This window comes from Pseudomonas cavernae (genome assembly GCF_003595175.1).
Classification (GTDB): Bacteria; Pseudomonadota; Gammaproteobacteria; order Pseudomonadales; family Pseudomonadaceae; genus Aquipseudomonas; species Aquipseudomonas cavernae.
In genome coordinates, this window is record NZ_CP032419.1 from 4,758,789 (window position 1) to 4,782,397 (window position 23,609).

The 23,609-nt window shown below is 66.0% G+C and carries 24 protein-coding genes; 11 read left to right on the forward strand and 13 right to left on the reverse strand.

What is annotated here, in order from left to right:
* Window positions 1-100: 100 nt before the first annotated feature.
* On the forward strand, window positions 101-2,122 hold the full coding sequence (rep, locus tag D3880_RS21665; RefSeq protein WP_119895472.1) for a DNA helicase Rep: 2,022 nt from the start codon (window positions 101-103) through the stop codon (window positions 2,120-2,122).
* Window positions 2,123-2,344: 222 nt separating this feature from the next.
* Entirely contained in the window at window positions 2,345-2,917 is a 573-nt protein-coding gene (locus tag D3880_RS21670; RefSeq protein ID WP_119895473.1) for a xanthine phosphoribosyltransferase, read from the forward strand.
* A 298-nt stretch (window positions 2,918-3,215) separates the two neighbouring features.
* Here D3880_RS21670 and D3880_RS21675 read toward each other — a convergent pair whose 3' ends face one another.
* The 5 genes from D3880_RS21675 to dadA all read right to left on the reverse strand — a co-directional run bounded on the left by D3880_RS21675 (window position 3,216) and on the right by dadA (window position 7,217).
* A complete protein-coding gene (locus D3880_RS21675; RefSeq protein WP_119895474.1) occupies window positions 3,216-3,638 on the reverse strand; it encodes a c-type cytochrome in 423 nt (140 codons plus the stop codon).
* Window positions 3,639-3,807: 169 nt separating this feature from the next.
* Window positions 3,808-4,356 (reverse strand): cupin domain-containing protein, encoded by a 549-nt coding sequence (locus D3880_RS21680; protein ID WP_119895475.1) that lies wholly within the window; start codon window positions 4,354-4,356, stop codon window positions 3,808-3,810.
* A gap of 94 nt (window positions 4,357-4,450) precedes the next feature.
* Window positions 4,451-5,524 (reverse strand): alanine racemase, encoded by a 1,074-nt coding sequence (gene alr / locus D3880_RS21685; protein WP_119895476.1) that lies wholly within the window; start codon window positions 5,522-5,524, stop codon window positions 4,451-4,453.
* Between the two features lie 66 nt (window positions 5,525-5,590).
* Complete coding sequence (locus tag D3880_RS21690; RefSeq protein ID WP_119895477.1) at window positions 5,591-5,944, reverse strand: RidA family protein; 354 nt, start codon at window positions 5,942-5,944, stop codon at window positions 5,591-5,593.
* Window positions 5,919-7,217, reverse strand: a complete 1,299-nt coding sequence (dadA, locus tag D3880_RS21695) for a D-amino acid dehydrogenase (protein ID WP_119895478.1) — start codon at window positions 7,215-7,217, stop codon at window positions 5,919-5,921. Before dadA ends, D3880_RS21690 begins: the two co-directional genes overlap by 26 nt.
* Window positions 7,218-7,372: 155 nt before the next feature.
* Between dadA and D3880_RS21700 the strand changes: the two genes are divergently transcribed.
* The gene (locus tag D3880_RS21700) at window positions 7,373-7,861 is read left to right on the forward strand and encodes an Lrp/AsnC ligand binding domain-containing protein (RefSeq protein ID WP_119895479.1); all 489 of its coding nucleotides are present in this window, start codon (window positions 7,373-7,375) and stop codon (window positions 7,859-7,861) included.
* Between the two features lie 93 nt (window positions 7,862-7,954).
* On the opposite strand, the gene D3880_RS21705 is transcribed toward D3880_RS21700, so the two are convergent.
* Window positions 7,955-8,308 (reverse strand): YkgJ family cysteine cluster protein, encoded by a 354-nt coding sequence (locus tag D3880_RS21705; RefSeq protein ID WP_119895480.1) that lies wholly within the window; start codon window positions 8,306-8,308, stop codon window positions 7,955-7,957.
* Window positions 8,309-8,481: 173 nt separating this feature from the next.
* Between D3880_RS21705 and D3880_RS21710 the strand changes: the two genes are divergently transcribed.
* Window positions 8,482-9,813 (forward strand): NAD(P)/FAD-dependent oxidoreductase, encoded by a 1,332-nt coding sequence (locus tag D3880_RS21710; RefSeq protein WP_119895481.1) that lies wholly within the window; start codon window positions 8,482-8,484, stop codon window positions 9,811-9,813.
* 17 nt (window positions 9,814-9,830) lie between these two features.
* Here the strand turns inward: D3880_RS21710 and D3880_RS21715 are convergent, their stop codons facing one another.
* Both D3880_RS21715 and D3880_RS21720 read right to left on the reverse strand, forming a co-directional pair.
* A complete protein-coding gene (locus D3880_RS21715; protein ID WP_119895482.1) occupies window positions 9,831-10,973 on the reverse strand; it encodes an MFS transporter in 1,143 nt (380 codons plus the stop codon).
* Window positions 10,974-11,122: 149 nt separating this feature from the next.
* Window positions 11,123-12,616, reverse strand: a complete 1,494-nt coding sequence (locus D3880_RS21720; protein WP_119895483.1) for an aldehyde dehydrogenase — start codon at window positions 12,614-12,616, stop codon at window positions 11,123-11,125.
* Between the two features lie 224 nt (window positions 12,617-12,840).
* On the opposite strand from D3880_RS21720, the gene D3880_RS21725 reads away from it, so the two are divergent.
* Complete coding sequence (locus D3880_RS21725) at window positions 12,841-13,206, forward strand: cupin domain-containing protein (protein WP_119895484.1); 366 nt, start codon at window positions 12,841-12,843, stop codon at window positions 13,204-13,206.
* Between the two features lie 144 nt (window positions 13,207-13,350).
* Here the strand turns inward: D3880_RS21725 and rpmG are convergent, their stop codons facing one another.
* Together rpmG and rpmB are read right to left on the reverse strand one after the other, a co-directional pair.
* A complete protein-coding gene (gene rpmG, locus D3880_RS21730; RefSeq protein ID WP_108108871.1) occupies window positions 13,351-13,506 on the reverse strand; it encodes a 50S ribosomal protein L33 in 156 nt (51 codons plus the stop codon).
* Between the two features lie 10 nt (window positions 13,507-13,516).
* Window positions 13,517-13,753 (reverse strand): 50S ribosomal protein L28, encoded by a 237-nt coding sequence (rpmB, locus tag D3880_RS21735; RefSeq protein ID WP_003291677.1) that lies wholly within the window; start codon window positions 13,751-13,753, stop codon window positions 13,517-13,519.
* A 363-nt stretch (window positions 13,754-14,116) separates the two neighbouring features.
* Between rpmB and D3880_RS21740 the strand changes: the two genes are divergently transcribed.
* Complete coding sequence (locus D3880_RS21740) at window positions 14,117-15,694, forward strand: ABC transporter substrate-binding protein (protein WP_119895485.1); 1,578 nt, start codon at window positions 14,117-14,119, stop codon at window positions 15,692-15,694.
* A 41-nt stretch (window positions 15,695-15,735) separates the two neighbouring features.
* Here D3880_RS21740 and radC read toward each other — a convergent pair whose 3' ends face one another.
* The gene (gene radC, locus D3880_RS21745) at window positions 15,736-16,410 is read right to left on the reverse strand and encodes a RadC family protein (RefSeq protein WP_119895486.1); all 675 of its coding nucleotides are present in this window, start codon (window positions 16,408-16,410) and stop codon (window positions 15,736-15,738) included.
* A gap of 136 nt (window positions 16,411-16,546) precedes the next feature.
* Here radC and coaBC point away from each other — a divergent pair, with 136 nt between their 5' ends.
* The 5 genes from coaBC to D3880_RS21770 all read left to right on the forward strand — a co-directional run bounded on the left by coaBC (window position 16,547) and on the right by D3880_RS21770 (window position 22,239).
* Window positions 16,547-17,755, forward strand: coding sequence for a bifunctional phosphopantothenoylcysteine decarboxylase/phosphopantothenate--cysteine ligase CoaBC (gene coaBC / locus D3880_RS21750; protein WP_119895487.1), 1,209 nt, complete (start codon window positions 16,547-16,549; stop codon window positions 17,753-17,755).
* Window positions 17,756-17,761: 6 nt separating this feature from the next.
* Entirely contained in the window at window positions 17,762-18,217 is a 456-nt protein-coding gene (dut, locus tag D3880_RS21755) for a dUTP diphosphatase (protein WP_119895488.1), read from the forward strand.
* A 1,264-nt stretch (window positions 18,218-19,481) separates the two neighbouring features.
* Window positions 19,482-20,879, forward strand: a complete 1,398-nt coding sequence (gene algC, locus D3880_RS22965; RefSeq protein WP_218567616.1) for a phosphomannomutase/phosphoglucomutase — start codon at window positions 19,482-19,484, stop codon at window positions 20,877-20,879.
* Between the two features lie 15 nt (window positions 20,880-20,894).
* Window positions 20,895-21,800, forward strand: a complete 906-nt coding sequence (argB, locus tag D3880_RS21765) for an acetylglutamate kinase (RefSeq protein WP_119895490.1) — start codon at window positions 20,895-20,897, stop codon at window positions 21,798-21,800.
* Window position 21,801: 1 nt separating this feature from the next.
* Complete coding sequence (locus D3880_RS21770) at window positions 21,802-22,239, forward strand: acyl-CoA thioesterase (RefSeq protein ID WP_119895491.1); 438 nt, start codon at window positions 21,802-21,804, stop codon at window positions 22,237-22,239.
* 59 nt (window positions 22,240-22,298) lie between these two features.
* On the opposite strand, the gene D3880_RS21775 is transcribed toward D3880_RS21770, so the two are convergent.
* Complete coding sequence (locus D3880_RS21775) at window positions 22,299-22,892, reverse strand: DUF4124 domain-containing protein (RefSeq protein WP_119895492.1); 594 nt, start codon at window positions 22,890-22,892, stop codon at window positions 22,299-22,301.
* A 19-nt stretch (window positions 22,893-22,911) separates the two neighbouring features.
* Complete coding sequence (pyrE, locus tag D3880_RS21780) at window positions 22,912-23,553, reverse strand: orotate phosphoribosyltransferase (protein WP_119895493.1); 642 nt, start codon at window positions 23,551-23,553, stop codon at window positions 22,912-22,914.
* Window positions 23,554-23,609 lie beyond the last annotated feature (56 nt).

Sequence of the window (23,609 nt, forward strand, 5' to 3'; positions counted from 1 at the left end):
TGTTGCCATCACGCAGTCCGTCACAAGCCTCCACCCGGTCGAGGCATCGGCGCCACGGCCTGCTAGAATGCGCGCCCACTTCCCTCGCGATTCGATCCGCATGTCCCGACTCAATCCCCGGCAGCAAGAAGCCGTGAACTACGTCGGCGGTCCCCTGCTGGTGCTCGCCGGCGCCGGCTCCGGCAAGACCAGCGTAATCACCCGCAAGATCGCCCATCTGGTGCAGAACTGCGGCATCCGCGCCCAACACATCGTCGCCATGACCTTCACCAACAAGGCCGCGCGGGAGATGAAGGAGCGCGTCGGCACCCTGCTGCGCGGCAGCGAGGGCAAGGGCCTGACGGTCTCGACCTTCCACAACCTGGGCATGAACATCATCCGCAAGGAATATGCGGCGCTGGGCTACAAGCCGGGCTTCTCGATCTTCGACGAAGGCGACATCAAGGCCCTGCTGACCGACATCATGCAGAAGGAATACGCCGGCGATGACGGCGCCGATGAGATCAAGAACTACATCGGCAGCTGGAAGAACGACCTGATCCTGCCCGAGGCGGCGCTGGCCAACGCGCGCAACCCCAAGGAGCAGACCGCGGCGATTGTCTACCTGCACTACCAGCGCACGCTCAAGGCCTACAACGCGGTGGACTTCGACGACCTGATCCTGCTGCCGGTGAAGTTGTTCCAGGACCATCCCGAGATCCTCGAGAAGTGGCAGAACCGCATCCGCTACCTGCTGGTCGACGAATACCAGGACACCAACGCCAGCCAGTATTTGCTGGTCAAGCTGCTGGTCGGCCTGCGCAACCAGTTCACCGTGGTCGGCGACGACGACCAGTCGATCTACGCCTGGCGCGGCGCGCGCCCGGAAAACCTGATGCTGCTGAAAGACGACTACCCGTCGCTGAAGGTGGTGATGCTCGAGCAGAACTACCGCTCGACCAGCCGTATCTTGAAGTGCGCCAACGTGCTCATCGCCAACAACCCGCACGCCTTCGAGAAGCAGCTGTGGAGCGAGATGGGCCACGGCGACGAGATTCGCGTGATCCGCTGCAAGAATGAGGAAACCGAGTGCGAGCGGGTGGCGATGGAGATCCTCACCGAGCACCTGCGCACCGAGCGCCCGTACAGCGACTTCGCCATCCTCTACCGCGGCAACTACCAGGCCAAGCTGATGGAGTTGAAGCTGCAGCACCACCAGATTCCCTACCGGCTGTCCGGCGGCACCAGCTTCTTCGCCCGCCAGGAGGTCAAGGACCTGATGTCCTACTTCCGCCTGCTGGTCAATCCGGACGACGACAACGCCTTCCTGCGGGTGATCAACGTGCCGCGCCGCGAGATCGGCTCGACCACCCTGGAAAAGCTCGGCAACTACGCCACCGAGCGCAAGATCAGCATGTATGCGGCCTGCGACGAAGTCGGCCTCGGCGCCCATCTCGACAGCCGCTACGGCGAGCGCCTGCAGCGTTTCAAGCGCTGGATGGACGGCATCCGCCAGCAGTGCGCGCAGAACGAGCCGATCGCCGTGCTGCGCAGCATGGTGATGGACATCGACTACGAGAACTGGCTGCGCCAGAACGCCTCCAGCGACAAGGTCGCCGACGCGCGCATGGGCAACGTCTGGTTCCTGGTCGACGCGCTGAAGAACACCTTGGAGCGCGACGAAGACGGCGACATGACCATCGAGGAAGCCATTGGCAAGCTGGTGCTGCGCGACATGCTCGAGCGCCAGCAGGAAGAGGAAGAAGGCGCCGAGGGCGTGCAGATGCTGACCCTGCACGCCTCCAAGGGCCTGGAATTCCCCTCGGTGTTCATCATCGGCGTGGAGGAGGAAATCCTCCCGCACCGCTCCAGCATCGAGGCCGACACCATCGAGGAAGAGCGGCGCCTGGCTTACGTCGGCATCACCCGCGCGCGCAAGAACCTGACCATGACCTTCGCCGCCAAGCGCAAGCAATATGGCGAGATCATCGACTGCTCGCCGAGCCGCTTCCTCGACGAACTGCCGCCGGAAGACCTGGTCTGGCACGGCCAGGACGACGCACCGGTGGAGGTCAAGGCGGCGCGCGGCAATGATGCCCTGGCGAATATGCGCGCCATGCTGAAACGACCGGCGGCGGAGTGAGCGCAGATCCTCCGTTTACGCGCAGGTCCTGAATGACGCTCCCGTAGGATGGGTTGAGGAGCGTAGCGACGATACCCATCGAACCCATGCCGATGGGTATCGCTTCGCTCGACCCATCCTACGGATTACATCCCGTAGCCCGGATGTGATCCGGGCTAGGGTGCACGAACCGGCTTAACCCCGGCACCGACCGGGCTTCATCGACACAACGAGGGCAAGAGCGTGGAAGCGCTGAAACAGAAGATTCGCGACGAGGGCATCGTGCTCTCCGAACAGGTGCTGAAGGTCGACGCCTTCCTCAACCACCAGATCGACCCGCTGCTGATGCAGCAGATCGGCCATGAATTCGCCGAGCGCTTCCGCGATCAGGGCATCACCAAGATCGTCACCATCGAGGCCTCGGGCATCGCCCCGGCGGTGATGGCCGGCCTCGAGCTGGGCATCCCGGTGATCTTCGCGCGCAAGTTCCAGTCGCTGACCCTGAAGAACGACCTGCTGATCTCCAAGGTGTTCTCCTTCACCAAGCAGAGCGAAAGCACCATCGCCATCTCCGCCAAGCACCTGAACAGCAGCGATCATGTGCTGGTGATCGACGACTTCCTCGCCAACGGCCACGCCGCCAAGGCGCTGCTCGATTTGATCGGCCAGGCCGGGGCGAGCGTCGCCGGCATCGGCATCGTCATCGAGAAGTCCTTCCAGGAAGGTCGCGACCTGCTGGAAAGCGAGGGTTACCGGGTCGAGTCACTGGCGCGGGTGCAGTCGCTGCAAGGCGGCAAGGTCAGCTTCCGCGACTGAACCCCTGGGCTGCAGCGTGTCGGCTTGACGCCCTCGCCCGCGGAAGAGGGCTGGAGTGACCGGGCCGCCTACCCATCTCCCGGGCAGGGGTGACTCCCGCGCCGCAGAAACGACAAAGCCGCCCGGAGGCGGCTTTGTTGCAAGCGATGTGGACCTTAGAGCCTGTTTACGATCTCGCGAGCTAGAGCCAGACAAGGCAAAAATGGCCGAGGGAGCGGAGTTTACGAGCTGTAAATGAGCATCCCGAGGCCATTTTTAACGCGGTATGGCCGACGCGCAGCAGATCGTAAACAGGCTCTTAGAGGCCGGACATCTTTTTGATAGTGGCTTTCAGGTCAGCATCGGTACAGTCGGCGCAGGTGCCTTTCGGCGGCATTGCGTTGACTCCGCTGATGGCCTTGGCCAGCAGGCCGTCGAGGCCGCCTTCCTTGTCGGCACGGGCCTTCCACGCCGCGCCGTCGCCGATCTTCGGCGCACCCAGCACGCCGGCGGTGTGGCAGGCACCGCAATGAGCGGTGATGATGTCGTCCGGGGTTTTCGCCCCGCCACCCGCGGCGGCGGCCACGGCTGCGACACCCTTGCATTCTTGACCTTGCACGCACACTTCGCCGACCGGCTTCAGTCGCGCGGCGATCTCATCATTGGTCGCGGCCTGAGCGCTCACAGCCCACAGAGCCAGGACGGCAGCATGAGCCGCCAGCATTTTCTTAATTAGGTTCACGCTTACACCCTCATCGTGGCTAGTACGCCCGCGGCCACGGTTTCGCGAGCGGGCGCCAGTATAGCGGTTCACCCGCCAAGTCGAAACAACCCAACTTGTCGCAGGGGCATAGCCCGCGCCAGGTGGAACCTAGACAGGATCGACGCGGGCGCAGGGTCAGGCAAGGGACTTAGAAATTCGCCGGAGTGGTGGCACTGATCAGCCGTGCCGGCGCATCGAACGGGTTGCGGAAACGGTGCGGCTTGGAGCTTTCGAAGTAGTAGCTGTCGCCGCTTTCGAGAATGTAAATCTCACCGCCGACGGTCAGCTCCAGTCGGCCTTCGACCAGCACGCCGGCTTCCTCGCCATCGTGCGCGTACATCTCGTCACCGGTATCGGAGCCCGGCGGGTAGGTTTCGTCGAGAAAGGCGATGGCGCGGCTGGGGTGCGCCCTGCCGACCAGCTTCATGGTGACCGCGCCGCTGGACAGGTCGATCAACTCATTCGCCTTGTAGACCACCTGGGTATGGTTGTCCTGCTCCATCTCGAGGGAGAAGAACTCCACCAGCGACATCGGGATGCCCGCCAGCACCTTCTTCAGCGAACTGATCGAGGGACTGACGCTGTTCTTCTCGATCATCGAAATGGTGCTGTTGGTGACCCCTGCGCGCTTGGCCAGCTCGCGCTGGGAAAGGCCTTTAAGTTTGCGAATGGATTGTAGTCGAACGCCGACGTCCAATGCTGGTGTCCCCCTCGGGAAGATACGGAAAGTTGGCCGTATCATGGCAACAGCGTTCAGTATTTACAACAGTACGAGCGCAAATCCTGCGCGGCTAGTTTTCCGAATAGATCAGCGGCACCCGCCGCAGGTTGCAGAACAGCTGATAGGGGATGGTCCCGGCCTGGGTGGCGACGTCGCTGGCCAGCACCTGCTTGCCCCACAGCTCGACCCTGCTGCCGAGGCCGGCCTGCGGCAAATCGGTGAGGTCGACGGTGAGCATGTCCATCGACACGCGGCCGATCAGGCGGCTGGGCTGGCCGTCGATGCACACCGGAGTACCGGTCGGCGCGTGGCGCGGGTAGCCGTCGGCATAGCCCATGGCGACCACGCCGACGCGGGTCGGCCGCTCGCTGATGAAGCGTGCGCCATAGCCCACCGGCTCACCGGCTGGCAGCTCACGCACGCTGATGATCTTCGATTCCAGGGTCATTACCGGCCGCAGTTGCGCCGCCAGGGCCTGCGCCTGTTCGAACGGGGTGGCGCCGTAGAGCATGATGCCAGGGCGCACCCAGTCACTCGGGATGCTCGGCCAGCCGAGCACGGCCGGCGAGTTGCGCAGGCTGATCTCGGCGTCCAGGCCTTCGCGCGCCTGCTCGAAGGTCGCCAGTTGTTCGGCACTGCGCGGGCAGTCGGGTTCGTCGGCGCGGGCGAAGTGGCTCATCAGCACGATCTTGCCGACCTTGCCGCAGGTCTGCAGGCGCCGGTAGGCGGCCTGGTAGTCGGCCGGATGCAGGCCGACCCGGTGCATGCCGGAGTCCAGCTTCAGCCACACGGTGAGCGGCCGGCTCAGCGGCGCGCGCTCGATGGCGTCCAGCTGCCACAGTGAATGCACCACGCACCAGAGCTCGTGCTGCTCGATCAGGGCCAGCTCCTCGGCCTCGAAGAAGCCTTCGAGCAGCAGGATCGGCTGGCGGATGCCGGCGGCGCGCAGCTCCAGCGCTTCCTCGATGCAGGCCACGGCGAAGCCGTCGACTTCGCCCTCCAGGGCCTGGGCGCAGCGCACCGCGCCATGCCCGTAGGCATCCGCCTTGACCACCGCCAGGGCCTTGGCGCCGGACACTTCACGGGCCAGCCGGTAGTTGTGGCGTAGGGCGTTGAGATCGATCAGGGCACGGGCGGGACGCATGGCAACAGGTTTCCATCCAGGCAAGGGAATAAAAAAGCCCGGGGTGAAATCCGGGCAAAGCAGGGTTCAAAGCTGGGCGGCGATCACCGTCATTTCCACCAGCACTTCGGGCGCATACAGCCGCGACTCGACGGTGGCGCGGGCCGGGGCGGCGCCTTTGGCCACCCAGGCGTCCCACTCGGCGTTCATGCCGGCGTAGTCGGCGTCGGTGTCCTTCAGGTAGATGGTCACCGAGAGGATGCGCGACTTGTCGCTGCCGGCCTCGGCGAGCATGCGGTCGATGTTGGCCAGGGTCTCGCGGGTCTGCTGGCGAATGTCGCCACCGAGGTCATCCGCCAGCTGGCCGGCCAGGTAGACGGTGCCCTGGTGGATGACGATCTCGCTGTAGCGTTGTTCAGTGCGCAGGCGCTGGATGTCCATTTTCGGAGTTCTCTTTGCGGTTGCCATAACGGGAAATGTCCAGACCTTCGGCGCTGATCTGCGGGCGCCGGCGGGCCATCAGGTCGGCGAGGAAGCGCCCGGAACCGCAGGCCATGGTCCAGCCCAGGGTGCCGTGACCGGTGTTGAGGAACAGGTTGCGGAACGACGTGGCGCCGACGATCGGCGTGCCGTCCGGCGTCGCCGGGCGCAGGCCGGTCCAGAAGCTCGCCTGGGCCAGGTCGCCGCCCTCGGGGTAGAGGTCGGCGGTGATCATTTCCAGGGTCTCGCGACGGCGCGGGTTGAGGCTCAGGTCGTGGCCGGCGATCTCGGCCATACCACCGACGCGGATGCGGTTGTCGAAGCGGGTGATGGCGACCTTGTAGGTCTCATCGAGGATGGTCGAAGTCGGCGCCATTTCCGCGTTGGTGATCGGCACGGTCAGCGAGTAGCCCTTCAGCGGGTAGACCGGGGCCTTGATGCCCAGCGGCTTGAGCAGCTGCGGCGAGAAGCTGCCGAGCGCCAGCACATAGCGGTCGGCGGTTTCCAGTTGGCCGTTGATCCACACGCCGTTGATGCGGTCGCCGGCAAAATCGAGGCGCTCGATGTGCTGGCCGAAGCGGAACTCGACCCCGAGCTTGGCGGCCATCTCCGCCAATTGGGTGGTGAACAGCTGGCAATCGCCGGTCTGGTCATTGGGCAGGCGCAGGGCCCCGGCGAGCTTATGGGCGACGTTGGCCAGGGCCGGTTCGACGCGGGCGATGCCGGCGCGGTCGAGCACCTCATAGGGCACCCCGGAACGCTCGAGCACGGCGATGTCCTTGCCGGCGGCATCCAGTTGCGCCTGGGTGCGGAACAGCTGGGTGGTGCCGAGGCTGCGGCCTTCGTAGGCGATGCCGGTCTCGGCGCGCAGTTCGTCGAGGCAGTCGCGGCTGTACTCGGACAGGCGCACCATGCGCTCCTTGTTCACCGCGTAGCGGGCGGCGGTGCAGTTGCGCAGCATCTGCGTCATCCACAGGTACTGGTCGAGGTCGGCGGTGGCCTTGATCGCCAGCGGCGCGTGACGCTGCAGCAGCCACTTCATGGCCTTCAGCGGGATGCCGGGGGCGGCCCAGGGCGAGGCATAGCCGGGCGAGACCTGGCCGGCGTTGCCGAAGCTGGTCTCCATGGCCGGGGCAGCCTGACGGTCGACCACGACCACCTCAAAGCCGGCACGGGCCAAGTAGTACGCACTGGCGGTGCCGATCACACCGCTGCCAAGCACCATTACACGCATGTCTGTCTCCTCGCCGCGAGTTTACGCTGACGTTTGTTATCTTGAGCGTAGATGCGCGCAGTATATGGAGCGTTGACCAGTGCTTTTCACTATAGTTGTGGTTATATTTGGAGAGAATTCTCGGCAACAATTCAATTTACGGAGTGGCATCCCCCATGAGAACCCAGCATCAGAGCCGCCGCGAGCTGGATAAGATCGACCGGAATATTTTACGTATCCTCCAGGATGACGGCCGCTTGTCGTTCACCGAACTGGGCGAGCGGGTCGGCCTGTCGACCACGCCGTGCACCGAGCGGGTCCGCCGCCTGGAGCGCGAAGGCATCATCATGGGTTACAGCGCGCGGCTGAATCCGCAGCACCTGAAGGCCAACCTGCTGGTGTTCGTCGAGATCAGCCTGGATTACAAGTCCGGCGACACCTTCGAGGAATTCCGCCGCGCCGTGCTCAAGCTGCCGCACGTGCTGGAGTGCCATCTGGTGTCCGGCGACTTCGACTACCTGGTGAAGGCACGCATCAACGAGATGGCCTCCTACCGCAAGCTGCTCGGCGACATCCTGCTCAAGCTGCCGCACGTGCGCGAGTCGAAGTCGTACATCGTCATGGAAGAGGTGAAGGAGTCGCTGAGCCTGCCGGTGCCGGAATGACTCCCCTCGCCCATTTATGGGAGAGGGGCCGGGGGAGAGGGTAAACCGGCAACGCTGCCCCACCCTCTGCGGCAAGCGACAGCGATAACAGCCCTACACCAGCACCTGGCGGGTGCTGGCGATCAGCCGATGCACCTGCTGCTCGACCGGCGCCGCGGTCGGGGTTTCCGGCCCCTGCCCGCGGGGGCACGGCAGGCTTGGCGTGGTGCCGAACAGGCGGCAGATCAGCGGCCGCTGCTCATACACCTGGCAGCCCTGGGGGCCGAGGTGCACGCAGTTCCACTCGGCCAGCGCCGCCTCATGCGCGGCGGCGCTCTTGACCGGCAGACGGGCCATTTCTTCCGACGAGGCGGTCACCGGGCCACAGCAATCGTGGCAGCCGGGCACACAGTCGAAACGCGGAATCTGCCGGCGCAGGTGATCAATCTTGCGGTTGGTGCAGCTCATCGGCGGCGTCCTGGGAAAGTCGCCGGCATCTTACCCTGGCCCGCCACACGGTAGCGGTCCAGCGGCGGACTGGCCGACGGAAACCGGTTTTTTTGCCCTCCCCCTTGGCGCTGCGCCGAAGCCGCGCTTATCCTGCGTTGAATTTTCCAAACACCACAATCAGGATTTCGCACATGAACGCCCGCGTTCGCCAGCCCGTGCACAGCGATCAACACGCCGCCTCCTACTACGCCGCCAGCGTCAATCGCCAACTCGCCTACCCGCCCCTGGCCGGCGAGGTGCAGGCCGACGTGTGCATAGTCGGCGGCGGCTTCTCGGGGCTGAACACCGCCATCGAACTGGCCGAACGCGGCTTCTCGGTGGCGCTGCTGGAGGCCCATCGGGTCGGCTGGGGCGCCAGCGGGCGCAACGGTGGCCAGCTGATTCGCGGCGTCGGCCACGACCTCGAGCAGTTCAGCGCGGTGATCGGCAGCGACGGCGTGCGCGAGCTGAAGTTGCTCGGCCTGGAGGCAGTGGAGATCGTCCGCCGGCGCATCGAGCACTTCGCCATCGACTGCGACCTGACCTGGGGTTACTGCGACCTGGCCAATACCCCGCGCGACCTGGCCGGCTTCCTCGAGGACCGCGAGGACCTGCGCGAACTGGGCTATCGCCACGAACTACGCGTGCTCAAGGCCGACGAGATGCATCAGGTGGTCGGCTCCGACCGCTATGTCGGCGGCCTGATCGACATGGGCTCCGGCCATCTGCACCCGCTCAACCTGGCCCTCGGCGAAGCCGCCGCCGCGCAGGCGCTCGGCGTGCAGCTGTTCGAGCAGTCGCCGGTGACGCGCATCGACTACGGCGCCGAGGTGCGCGTGCACAGCGCCCAGGGCCAGGTGCGCGCCAAGCAGCTGGTGCTGGCCTGCAACGCCTACCTCAACGATCTCAACCCCGAGCTCGGCGGCAAGGTGCTGCCGGCCGGCAGCTACATCATCGCCACTGAGCCGCTCAGCGTGGCCCAGGCGCGCAGCCTGATCCCGCAGAACATGGCGCTGTGCGACCAGCGCGTGGCGCTCGACTACTATCGCCTGTCGGCCGACCGGCGCCTGCTATTCGGCGGCGCCTGCCACTACTCCGGCCGAGATCCGGCGGACATCGCCGGCTATATGCGACCGAAAATGCTGCAAGTCTTCCCGCAGCTGGAAAACGTCAGCATCGACTTCCAGTGGGGCGGGATGATCGGCATCGGCGCCAACCGCCTGCCGCAGATCGGCCGCCTGAAAGATCAGCCCAATGTGTTCTACGCCCAGGCCTATGCCGGCCACGGCGTCAACGCCACCCACCTGGCCGGGCGCCTGCTCGCCGAGGCCATCGCCGGCCAGGAAAGCCGCGGCTTCGACCTGTTCGCCCAGGTACCGCACCTGACCTTCCCCGGTGGCAAGCTGCTGCGCTCGCCGCTGCTGGCCCTGGGCATGCTCTGGTACCGCTTCAAGGAAACACTGGGCAGCCGCAACCTGCTGTAGCGGGCTGCGGGCGCCGCTCACACGGGTGCCGGCTCGGCGAAGTCATCCTGCCGCCAGACCAGCCAGACGAAACCGGCCGCGCCGAGCGCCATCAGCAGCGGCAAGGCGTGGCCGCTCAGCCACTGGCTGGCGGCGCCGGTGAACAGCGGCCCGATCAGACAACCGATGCCCCACAACTGGGAAACATGGGCATTGGCGCGCACCAGCTCGTCGTCGCGATAGCGCTCGCCGATCAGGATCAGCGCCAGGGTGAACAGGCCGCCGGCACTGGCGCCGAACAGCAGCAGCAGCGGCCAGACCAAGTCCGTGTGCAGCAACAGCGGCAGGCTCAGGCTGGACAGCAACAACAGCAAGCCGCAGGCGCGGAACAGGCTGATACGCGGCATGTAATCGGCCAGCCAGCCGATCGGCAGCTGCAACGCAGCATCGCCGACCACCACCACGCTGACCAGGGTCAGCGCCAGGCTCTCGCCGAAACCTTCGCGCAGCATATACACCGGCATCAGGGTGAGGATCATCGCCTCAAACGCGGCGAACAGCGCCACCGCCCAGGCAATCGCCGGCAAGCGCCGGCAGAACGCCCACAACCCGCGCCCGGAGGCGCTGTGGGCGTCGACCCGCGGCGCGCCGCTGCGGCCGAACAGCACCAGCGAACCGCCGATCAGTAGACCGGTGCCAGCCCAGAAGCCCGAGTCGGTGGCGCTGCCGAGGGCGCCCAACAGCAGCGGCCCGGACAGCTGGCTGAGGGCATAGCCGGTGCCGTACAGCGCCACCAGGCGACCGCGCCACCGCTCCGGCGCCAGCTGATTGATCCAGCTTTCACCGAGAATGAACACCACCGTCAGCGCCACCCCGATCACCAGGCGCAGCGCCAGCCACAACGGATAACTCGGCAGCAGGGCGAGCAGCGCCACCGATAGCGCGCTGAACAGCAGGCACGCCTGCATCAGGCGGGTCACCCCCAGGCGCGCCGCCCAGCGCCCGGCCACCAGCGCGCCGAGCAGCACGCCGAGCGCCGGGGTGGCGGCCATCACGCCGATGGCGAAGCTGTCGTAGCCCCAACTTTCCAGGCGAAGCGACACCAGCGGCATGGTCACGCCCAGCGCCAGGCCGATGCTGATCACCGCCGCGCACACGGCGAAATAGGTTCCCCAACGCATGCCGTCCTTCTCCCTCGCATGGCAAACCGCAGTGCCTGAAAGCAAAACGGCCGGGTTCCGCAAGGAAACCCGGCCGCAGGTGTGGCTCAACGCAGAGCCGGCCCCGAAGGGCGGACCTTCAGGCGGTTGCCCGCCCGACTTGCAGGATCTTAGAGCTTGATCCAGGTGGCTTTCAGTTCGGTGTACTTGTCGAACGCATGCAGCGACTTGTCGCGGCCGTTGCCGGACTGCTTGAAGCCGCCGAACGGCGCGGTCATGTCGCCGCCATCGTACTGGTTGACCCACATGCTGCCGACGCGCAGCGCCTTGGCCGCCAGGTGCGCCTTGGACAGGTTGCTGGTCCAGATCGCTGCGGCCAGACCATAGATGCTGTCGTTGGCGATGGCGATGGCTTCCTCGGTGCTGTCGAACGGGATCACCGTCAGCACCGGACCGAAGATTTCTTCCTTGGCGATACGCATGGCGTTATGCGCGTCGTCGAAGATGGTCGGCTCGACATACACGCCACCGGTCTCCTCCAGGGTGCGCTTGCCGCCGCAGAGCAGCTTGGCCTTGTCCGCATGGCCGGCTTCGATGTAGGACAGCACGGTATTCAGGTGGCCAGCGTCGACCAGCGCGCCGACCTTGGTCGCCGGGTCCAGCGCATGGCCGGCCTGCCAGCCGCGCATGGCCTCCAGCACCAGCGACATGAACTGCTCCTTGATCGAGCGCTCCACCAGCAGGCGCGAGCCAGCGGTGCACATCTCGCCCTGGTTGAAGCAGATCGCCGCGGCAGCCGCTTCGGCAGCAGCCTTGAGGTCCGGCGCATCGGCGAAGACGATGTTGGCGCTCTTGCCGCCGGCCTCCAGCCAGACGCGCTTCATGTTCGATTCGCCGGCGTAGATCATCAGTTGCTTGGCGATCTTGGTCGAGCCGGTGAACACCAGGGTATCGACATCCATGTGCAGCGCCAGGGCCTTGCCCACTGTGTGGCCATAGCCCGGCAGGACGTTGAGCACGCCGGCCGGAATGCCGGCCTCGATGGCCAGTTGGGCGATGCGCAGGGCGGTCAGCGGCGACTTCTCGGACGGTTTGACGATTACCGAGTTACCAGTGGCCAGCGCCGGGCCGAGCTTCCAGGCGGTCATGATCATCGGGAAGTTCCACGGCACGATGGCGGCAACCACGCCGACCGGCTCGCGGGTGACCAGGCCCAACTCGTCATGCGGGGTGGCGGCCACTTCGTCGTAGATCTTGTCGATCGCCTCGCCGCTCCAGCGGATCGCGCGCGAGGCGCCCGGCACGTCGATGCCCAGGGCGTCGCTGATCGGCTTGCCCATGTCCAGTGTTTCCAGCAGGGCCAGCTCCTCGGCATGGGCGTCCATCAGGTCGGCGAAGCGGATCATGATCTTCTTGCGTGCAACCGGCGCTAGACGCGACCACACGCCCGACTCGAAGGTGGCGCGGGCGTCCTGCACGGCCAGTTCGGCATCCGGCGCATCGCAGCTGGCGACCAGGCCGAGCAGGCGGCCATCGACCGGGCTGACGCACTCGAAGGTGGCGCCGGAGAGCGCATCGCGATATTCGCCGTGGACGAAGGCGCGGCCCTCGATCTTCAGGGCATCGGCGCGCTGTTCCCAATCGGCACGGGTCAAGCTGGTCATACGGGCATCCTCTTATTGTGCTGGCTGCGCGGCAATTCCCGCGCGCCCGAAAACGGCATGGCCTCGTCGGCCAAGGTGCGACAACACTAAACCGGGCATGCGCCATTTTCAATATTTTTGACATAAGCGCGATAAACGCCCTTGTCATGTTCGTTTTATTAAACATAGACTGCCGCCATCCGGCCCTAACAGGCCGCCACCACCTGCCAATGACGTCGCCCCGCATGAACATTCAGCAGATCGTCGATTTCGCCAGCGCCACCAGCACCGCCGAACACTACCGCCCAGCCGCGGAAAAAGTCCTCAAGGGTGACCCGCAGCAGAGCGTGCGCAACCACTACGCCAGCCCCTGCGGCCAGTTCAGCGCCGGCATCTGGGAAGGCGCGGTCGGCCAGTGGACGGTGAGCTACAGCGAACACGAGTATTGCGAGATCCTCCAGGGCGTCTCGGTGCTGCGCGATGCCGACGGCAACAGCAAGACCCTGCGTGCCGGCGACCGCTTCGTCATCCCCGCCGGTTTTCGCGGCACCTGGGAAGTGCTGGAGCCGTGCCGCAAGGTCTATGTGATCTTCGAACAGGCCAGCGCCTGATCCCAGTCGATTCCTGCGTGAACCTTGGCCCGCCACTTGGCGGGCATTTTCTTGCCTGCGGTTCAGGTGAAAAAACCCAGGCAAAAAACTGCAGGCAAAAAAAACCCGCCGGAGGGCGGGTTCTTTTCAGCAGGAGCGGATCAATTACTTGATCTTGGCTTCCTTGTACATCACGTGCTTACGGATGGTCGGATCGAATTTTTTGATTTCGATCTTATCCGGGGTGGTGCGCTTGTTCTTGTCGGTGGTGTAGAAGTGGCCGGTACCGGCGCTGGACACCAAACGGATCAGTTCACGCATGACTTGCTCCTTAAACCTTTTCGCCGCGAGCGCGCAGCTCGGACAACACGACATCAATACCACGCTTGTCGATGATGCGCATACCCTTGGCGGACAGACGCAGACGGACGAAGCGGTTCTCGGACTCGACCCAGAAGCGGTGATGCTGCAGGTTCGGCAGGAAACGACGGCGGGTTTTGTTGTTCGCGTGGGAAATGTTATTCCCGGTTACCGGACCCTTACCGGTAACTTGACAGACTCTCGACATACCTCAGCCCTCTAAAACCACATGCCCAACCCGGCATGGGTTGGCCGCTTAAACTCATAGTCAGTTGGCGCTCTGCGCCGCGTTTCTTCAGGGTCTTACCGGCCACACCTACAAGCGAAGGAACCGGGCCCCTAGAAAAGAGCGCTGCTTTATACCAGAAAGCCCTGCCAGCAACAAGGACAACGCTGCCCGCAGCGACGCCCTCGACAGCCGGCATCCATGACGCACGCCGCCGGCTCATGGCTCTCAGGAGCGCCGACCGTTCGTCAGCCGCCGGCGTTGTTCCGTGCCGGCCCATGGTCTAGGGTAAGCCCTTTCCAGCGCGCCCGCGGATGGGCCGCCGCCTCGCCCAGGAGTAATGCCATGCGTTTCGCTGCCTTGCCACTACTGTTCGCCCCGCTACTGGCCCAGGCCGCCACCCTCAGCGTCTGCACCGAAAGCAGCCCGGAAGGCTTCGACGTCGTGCAGTACAACTCACTGACCACCACCAACGCCTCCGCCGACGTGCTGATGAACCGCCTGGTCGACTTCGACGCCGCCAGCGGCGAGCTGCGTCCGAGCCTGGCCGAACGCTGGGAGGTCAGCGCCGACGGCCTGAGCTACAGCTTCACCCTGCGTCCCGGGGTCAAGTTTCACCACACCGACTGGTTCAGCCCCAGCCGCGAGCTGAACGCCGCGGACGTGCTGTTCAGCTTCCAGCGCATGCTCGACCCGGCCAACCCCTGGCACCGGGTGGCGCAGAGCGGCTATCCGCACGCCCAGTCGATGCAGCTGCCGAGCCTGATCAAGAGCATAGAGGCGCCCGATCCGCTGCACGTGCGCTTCACCCTCGCCCACCCCGACGCGACCTTCCTCGCCACCCTGAGCATGGGCTTCGCCTCGATCTATTCCGCCGAGTACGCCGAGCAACTGCTCAAGGCCGGCACGCCGGAGCAGCTCAACAGCCAGCCGATCGGCAGCGGCCCCTTCGTGTTCAAGCGTTTCCAGAAGGACGCACTGGTGCGCTACGGCGCCAATCCCGAGTATTTCGCCGGCAAGCCCGCAGTCGATCAGCTGGTGTTCGCCATCACCCCTGACGCCAATGTGCGCCTGCAGAAGCTTCGCCGCGGCGAGTGCCAGATCGCCCTGTCGCCGAAACCGCTGGACCTGCGCGCCGCCGCCGGCGAGCCGAGCCTGCAAGTACTCGACACCCCGGCCTTCATGACCGCCTTCGTCGCCCTCAACAGCCAACATGCGCCGCTGGACAAGGCCGAGGTACGCCAGGCGATCAACCTCGCCTTCGACAAGACCAGCTACCTGAAGGCGGTGTTCGAGGACGGCGCCCGCGCCGCCAACGGCCCCTACCCGCCGAACACCTGGAGCTACGCCGGCGAGCTGCCCGGCTACGCCCACGACCCCGCGCAGGCCCGCGCGCTGCTGGCCAAGGCCGGGCTGGCCGAGGGCTTCAAGACCACAATCTGGACCCGGCCGTCGAGCAGCCTGCTCAACCCCAACCCCAGCCTCGGCGCCCAGCTGCTGCAGGCCGACCTGGCCGAAGTCGGCATTCAGGCCGAGATCCGCGTGGTCGAATGGGGCGAGCTGATCCGCCGCGCCAAGGCCGGTGAGCATGACCTGCTGTTCATGGGCTGGGCCGGCGACAACGGCGATCCGGACAACTTCCTCACCCCGCAGTTTTCCTGCGCGGCGGTGCAGGCCGGGACCAACTTCGCACGCTATTGCGACCCCGAACTGGATCGCCTGATCGACGCCGGCAAACGCAGCAGCGCTCAGGCCGAACGCAGCCGGCTATATAAGGCAGCGCAGCAGCTGATCCAGCAGCAGGCGCTGTGGCTGCCGCTGGCGCACCCGCGCGCCGCGGTGCTGGCGCGCAAGGAAGTCACGGGTTATCAAGTCAGCCCATTCGGCCGCCAGGACTTCGCCAGAGTCAGCCTGCAACGCTGAGCGCTCAGCCCGCCAAGGTGGATGGAACCGCGTCATCCACCCTACACCCAGCCCAGTTCGGCCATCGACAGCGGCTCGCCGTCGCCGACGATGAAATGGTCGAGCACGCGCACGTCGACCAGCGCCAGCGCCTCCTTCAGGCGCTGGGTCAGCACCCGGTCGGCCTGGCTCGGTTCGGCCACCCCGGACGGATGGTTGTGGGTCAGGATCAGCGCCGCCGCGTTGTGCGCCAGGGCGCGCTTGACCACCTGGCGGGGATAGACGCTGGCGCCGTCCACCGTACCCTGGAACAGCACCTCGAAGGCCAGCACCCGGTGCTTGGCGTCGAGAAACAGGCAGGCGAACACCTCATGCGGCTCGTGGCGCAGCCGGGCCTTGAGGTAGTCGCGTACCGCCTGCGGGCTTTCCAGCGCCGAGTCGCGGCGCAGGCGCTCGGCCAGATGCCGGCGGGCCATCTCCAGCACCGCCTGCAACTGGGCGAACTTGGCCGGTCCGAGACCCAGATGCTGGCTGAAACTGGCCTGATCGGCCTCCAGCAACGGCCGCAAGCCGCCGAAAGCGCTCAATAGATGGCGCGCCAGATCCACCGCACTCTTGCCGGCTACCCCGGTGCGCAGGAAAATCGCCAGCAACTCGGCGTCGCTCAAGCTCGCCGCACCCAGCTCCAACAGCTTCTCCCGCGGGCGCTCCGCCGCGGGCCAATCACGAATGCTCATAGCCTCTCCCTGTCGAGCCGGCCCGCTGCTCCGGTGCGGGCGCTGTGATATCGTAGCCGAACTTTTTTGCGCGGCGACAGGCCAGGGGAGGCGGCGTCACCGCCGACTCCATTCACTCTGTATTTAAGGCAGTTCTATGCAGCGGCTGTATCGGAAACGCATCGTCCTCGGCGTGGGTGGCGGCATTGCCGCGTACAAGAGCGCCGAACTGGTTCGCCGCCTGCGCGACCAAGGCGCCGAAGTGCGGGTGGTGATGACCCAGGGCGGACGCGAATTCATCACCCCGCTGACCCTGCAGGCGCTATCCGGCCATCCGGTGCACCTGGATCTGCTCGACCCGGCTGCCGAGGCTGCCATGGGCCATATCGAACTGGCGCGCTGGGCCGACCTGGTGCTGATCGCCCCGGCCACCGCCGATCTGCTGGCACGCCTGGCCCAAGGCGTGGCCAACGACCTGCTGACCACCCTGGTGCTGGCCACCGACGCCACCATTGCCCTCGCCCCGGCGATGAATCAAGCCATGTGGCGCGACCCGGCGACCCAGGCCAACCTCGACCTGCTCGCCCAGCGCGGCCTGCGTGTGTTCGGCCCCGCCTCGGGCAGCCAAGCCTGCGGCGACGTCGGCCTCGGCCGCATGCTGGAGGCCGACGATCTGGCCGAGCTGGCCGCCGACTGTTTCCAGCGCCAGGTGCTGGATGGCAAGCACGTGCTGATCACCGCCGGACCGACCCAGGAAAACATCGACCCGGTGCGTTACATCACCAACCACAGCTCCGGCAAGATGGGCTTCGCCCTCGCCGAGGCCGCCGCCGAGGCCGGCGCGCGAGTGACCCTGGTTACTGGCCCGGTGTATCTGCCGACCCCCGACCGGGTCAACCGCATCGACGTGGTCAGCGCCCGCGACATGCTCGCCGCCTGCGAAGCGGCGATGCCCTGCGACCTGCTGATCGCCGCCGCCGCGGTGGCCGACTACCGCCCGGAAGTGGTGGCCGAGCACAAGCTGAAGAAAGACCCCACCACCGGCGACGGCCTGTTCCTGCAGATGGTGCGCAACCCGGACATTCTCGCCACCCTGGCCGGCCGCGCGGATCGCCCGTTCAGCGTCGGCTTCGCCGCCGAGACCGAGAACCTGCTGGCCTACGCCTCGCGCAAGCTGCGCGACAAGAACCTCGACCTGATCGTCGCCAATGATGTGGCCAACCCCAGCATCGGCTTCAACAGCGAAGAGAACGCCATCACCATCATCGATCGCGACCAGCACCAGCACGGCTTCGCCCAGACCAGCAAGGGCAAGATCGCCCGCCAACTGATCGCCTTCATCGCCGACCGCCTCAACCAAGCCTGAGACCCCATGCACTCACTGCAAGCCAAGATTCTCGACCCCCGCATTGGCCGCGACTTCCCGCTGCCGCACTATGCCACCCCGGGTTCCGCCGGCCTCGATCTGCGCGCCATGCTCGACGCCGAGGTCACCCTCGAGCCGGGCCAGACCCTGCTGATCCCCACCGGCCTGGCCATTTATGTCGCCGACCCTGGCCTGGCGGCGTTGATCCTGCCGCGCTCCGGACTCGGCCATAAGCACGGCATCGTCCTCGGCAATCTGGTCGGCCTGATCGACTCCGACTATCAGGGCGAACTGATGGTGTCCTGCTGGAATCGCGGCCAGAGCGCCTTCACCATCGCCGTCGGCGAGCGCATCGCCCAACTGGTGCTGGTGCCGGTGGTGCAGGCGCATTTCGAGCTGATCGAGCAATTCGACGAGAGCCTGCGCGGCGCCGGCGGCTTCGGTCACTCCGGCAGCCACTGAAGCAGCCGCTACCGTTCAGGATGAATTGCCGGGGAGATTGTCTGTGAAACTCTTCAAGCGCTCCGCCAAGGACCGGGCCGGCGACAGCCTGACCCTAACCAGCTCACCGTCCGCCGCCGCCGAGCCGCCGGCGAACCTGCCGGCGCTGCTGCCGAGCCTCGCGGCGGCGCTCGCTGGCCTGCTCGCCGCCGCCGCGCTGCTGTGGTTCGGCGGCCTGCACAGCCAGCAGCAAGCCCAACGGCAGCAGCTCGCCGAGGCCTGGGGCGGCAGCCAGGCCGCCGCCCTGCAGCAGGCCCTCAAGCAACTGCACGCCGACACCCTGGCGGCGGCGCGCAACCCGCAACTGCAACAAGCCCTGCAGAGCCAGGACAGCGCACAGATTCGCACCGCCGAACGCGGCCTCGGCTACTGGGACGGCGTGATCGGCGCCCACCTCAACCTGCCAGGCCAAGCCGTGCAGGACGCCAATGGCGTGGCGCCGGTGAACTTCGCCGCCCTCGACCTGCTGCGACGGGTGGAAAACGGCCAGAGTCCGGCCCCGGAAGCCTACAAGAATGGTCAGCGCTGGCTGCTCTACAGCGCCGCGGCGCTGCGGGCGAGCGACAACGAGGCGGTGCAGGGCTCGCTGCTGCTGGTGGTCGATCTGCAGCGCCTGCTCGCCAGCCTGCCACCCCTGCCGGCGGGCGTCGGCCAGCTGCAACTGACCCAGCAATTCGGCAACAACCCGGCGCAACTGCTGGCCCAGCGCGGCGAGAATGCGGCCGGCGCGGCGCTGGCCTTGGACAGCGGCAACCCGAACTGGAAGCTCAGCTTCGTCCCCGGCCCGACCCTCGAACAGCCCGGCCTCTCGCCGCTGCTGCTGGTCCTCGCCGCTCTGCTGATCCTCGCCGGCGCCCTGCTCGGCCTGTTCTTGCAGCAACGCAGCCAGCAGCGCCGCCTGCACGGCGACGTGCAGCAGCTCGGGCAAATCTTGAGCGAACTCTCCAGCGGCAAAGCCGTCAAAGCCTTCAGCCTGAGCCTGAACGAACTGAATGGCCTGGCCCAGTCGCTGGCGCGCCTGCAGCGCCCGGCCAAGAATGGCAACGGCAACAGTAATGGTCATAACGGCAACCACAGCACTGCCGGCCCGACCCACAACCCGAGCACCGCCACCCCGGCCAAGGCCGCCGAGGCGGTCGACCCGCTCTTTCAAGACACCGATATTCTCGATATCGACATCCTCGACGAAGACCAGGATCTCCTGGGACTGGAGCAAGCCCCCACCATGAGTGCCACCGCAATTACCGCCCCCAACCTGCCCGCCAGCATTTTCCGCGCCTACGATATCCGTGGCGTGGTCGGCGACACCCTGACCAGCGAAACCGCTTACTGGGTCGGCCGCGCCGTCGGCGCGGAAAGCCTCGCCCGCGGCGAGTCGAATGTCTCGGTGGGCCGTGACGGCCGGCTGTCCGGCCCCGAGCTGGTGCAGGCGCTGATCCAGGGCCTGGTGGAAGCCGGCTGCGACGTCAGCGACATCGGCATGGTGCCGACCCCGGCGCTGTACTACGCGGCCAACGTGCTGGCCGGCAAGTCCGGGGTGATGCTCACCGGCAGCCATAACCCGCCGGACTACAACGGCTTCAAGATCATGGTCGCCGGCGACACCCTGGCCAACGAACAGATCCAGGCCCTGCGCCTGCGCATCGAGAACAACGACCTGTCCAGCGGCAACGGCAGCGTCGAGCAGGTCGAGATCCTCGAACGCTACTTCCAGCAGATCCGCGACGACATCGCCCTGGCCAGGCCGCTCAAGGTGGTGGTCGACTGCGGCAACGGCGCCGCCGGGGTGATCGCCCCGCAGCTGATCGAGGCCCTGGGCTGCACGGTGATCCCGCTGTTCTGCGAGGTCGACGGCACCTTCCCCAACCACCATCCGGACCCGGGCAAGCCAGAGAACCTGGTCGACCTGATCGCCAAGGTCAAGGAAGTCCAGGCCGATGTCGGCCTGGCCTTCGATGGCGACGGCGACCGCGTCGGCGTGGTGACCAACGAAGGCACCATCGTCTACCCCGACCGCTTGATGATGCTGTTCGCCAAGGACGTGGTGTCGCGCAACCCCGGCGCCGACGTGATCTTCGACGTCAAGTGCACCCGCCGCCTGGGCGCGCTGATCAGCGGCTACGGCGGCCGTCCGGTGATGTGGAAGACCGGCCACTCGCTGATCAAGAAGAAGATGAAGGAAACCGGCGCGCTGCTGGCCGGCGAGATGAGCGGCCACATCTTCTTCAAGGAACGCTGGTTCGGTTTCGATGACGGCATCTACAGCGCCGCCCGCCTGCTGGAAATCCTCAGCCTCGACAAGCGCGACGCCGAACGGGTGTTCTCCGCCTTCCCGCTCGACGTGTCGACCCCGGAAATCAACATCCAGGTCACCGAGGAGAGCAAGTTCGCCATCATCGACAAACTGCAAAGCGACGGCCAGTGGGGCGACGGCAGCGTGACCACCCTCGATGGTGTGCGCGTCGATTACCCGAAAGGCTGGGGCCTGGTGCGCGCCTCCAACACCACCCCGGTGCTGGTGTTGCGCTTCGAAGGCGACAGCGCCGAAGAGCTGGAACGCATCCAGACGATCTTCCGCGCCCAGCTGCTAGCCGCCGTCCCTGACCTCAATCTGCCGTTCTGATCGGAGTCTGTTCCCATGACCCTCAACCGTGACGCCGCCACCAACATCGCCCAGGTGCTTTCCGAAGCGCTGCCGTATATCCGCCGCTTCGTCGGCAAGACCCTGGTGATCAAGTACGGCGGCAACGCCATGGAGAGCGACGAGCTGAAGGAAGGCTTCGCCCGCGACATCGTGCTGATGAAGGCGGTCGGCATCAATCCCGTGGTGGTCCACGGCGGCGGCCCGCAGATCGGCGACCTGCTCAAGCGCCTGTCGATCGAGAGCCACTTCATCGACGGCATGCGCGTCACCGACGCGCAGACCATGGACGTGGTGGAGATGGTCCTCGGCGGCCAGGTCAACAAGGACATCGTCAACCTGATCAACCGCCACGGCGGCAGCGCCATCGGCCTGACCGGCAAGGACGCCGAGCTGATCCGCGCGAAGAAGCTCACCGTGACCCGCCAGACCCCGGACATGACCCAGCCGGAAATCATCGACATCGGCCATGTCGGCGAAGTCGTCGGGGTCAACACCGAGCTGCTGAACATGCTGGTCAAGGGCGACTTCATCCCGGTGATCGCGCCGATCGGCGTCGGCGCCGAGGGTGAGTCGTACAACATCAACGCCGACCTGGTGGCCGGCAAGGTGGCCGAGGCGCTACGCGCCGAGAAGCTGATGCTGCTGACCAACATCGCCGGCCTGATGGACAAGCAGGGCCAGGTGCTGACCGGCCTGACTACCGAGCAGGTCGACGGGCTGATCGCCGACGGCACCATCTACGGCGGCATGCTGCCGAAGATCCGTTGCGCCCTGGAAGCGGTGCAGGGCGGCGTCACCAGCGCGCACATCATCGACGGCCGCGTGCCGCATGCGGTGCTGTTGGAGATCTTCACCGACAGCGGCGTTGGCACCCTGATCTGCAACCGCAAGAAGCACTGACATGCTCGTGCGCGCCGACTTCCGTTTCAGCCACCCGCTGCGGGTACGCTGGGCGGAGGTCGACCCGCAGGGCATCGTTTTCAACGGCCACTACCTGACCTACGCCGACGTCGCCATCACCGAATACTTCCGCGCCCTCGGGGTGGCCTATCCGGCCGACCTCAGCCGCGACGGCGGCGACTTCTTCGCGGTCAAGACCATTCTCGAATACTTCGCCCCGGCGCACTTCGACGACTGCCTGGAGATCGGCGTGCGGGTCGGCCGCCTGGGGCGTTCGAGCCTGAACTTCAAGCTGGGGATCTGGCGCGAGCAGACGCCGCTGACCGCCGGCGAAGTGATCTACGTGCATGCCGACAGCGCCAGCCGCAGCAGTCGAGCGCTGCCGGACTGGCTGCGCGAGAAGGTGCGCGCCTTCGAAGTGTGCGCGCCCAGCGAATGAAGGGATGCGCTCCCGGCAGTCGCCGGCAGCGCCAAACAGCCACGCGAGAATTCAGCCCCTCAGGGCTGGACACCCAGCAACTTGGCCAGCCGCGCGCGATCGGCGCCGAAACTCGCCTCGGCCTGCTGGCGGGCCGTCTCGTAACGCTGAATGTCCTGCTGCGCGTGCTCCTGCTCGGCTTTCAGGTTGTCGATCTGCGCCAGCAGATGCTCCGGCACTTGGCGCCCGGCGCGCTCCTGATCGGCCGCCTGGCCCTGCAGGTTGGCCTGTTGGCTGCGCAGCGACTGCAGATTACCGCGCGCCACGCCGATCAAGCCGTCCAGCTCGGTGAGCTTGCGCGCCTTGGCCCGGTCGACGTCCTCCAGAGTGCTATATAGCCGCAACAATTGGGCATCCGAACTGGCGCGCGCCTTCTCGTCGAGCTGACGCTGCATCTCTTCCGCACTGGGCGCCGGCGGAATCACCCGGATCACCCGCCCCTGCTCGTTGATTACCTCGTAGCCCTTGCCGATGTACTGCGGCGGCACGCCCTGGCGATCGAGGACGGTCACGCCCTTGTCGTTGACGTAACGGTACAGCTCGGTCGCCCCCGCTCCCAACGGCAGCAGCAACCCCAGCAACAACGCAACGCGCAGCGAACCCGGTTTGAGCATGGACGACACCTTGGCGGGGTTAGATTCCGTACTGTTCGCGGTAGGCCTGCACCGCCGACAGATGCTGCTTGAGCTCGGCATCCCCGGCCAGATACTCCAGCACCTGCTGCAGAGACACAATGCTGATCACCGGCATGCCGAAGTCGCGCTCGACTTCCTGAATCGCCGACAGCTCACCCTGGCCGCGCTCCTGGCGGTTCAAGGCGATCAACACGCCGGCCGCCTGCGCACCCTGCGCTTGAATGATCTGCATGACCTCGCGGATCGCCGTGCCGGCGGTAATCACGTCATCGACGATCAACACCCTTCCGGCCAGCGGCGCGCCCACCAGGGTGCCGCCCTCGCCGTGGTCCTTGGCTTCCTTGCGGTTGAAGCACCAGGGCAGATCGCGCTGATGCTTGTCCGCCAGCGCCACCGCGGTGGTCGCCGCCAGCGGAATGCCCTTGTAGGCTGGGCCGAACAGCACGTCGAAGGCGATGCCGCTGTCGACCACCGCGGCGGCATAGAACTGCCCGAGCTGGGCCAGGGCCGAACCGCTGTTGAACAACCCGGCATTGAAGAAATACGGACTGGTACGGCCGGATTTGAGGGTGAACTGACCGAAACGCAGCACCCCGCGTTCAATGGCAAAACGGATGAAATCGCGCTGGTACGCCTGCATGAAAAAGCCCCGAACGGCACGGATTTAGCTAATTGAAGTGAGCTCGGGTATCATAC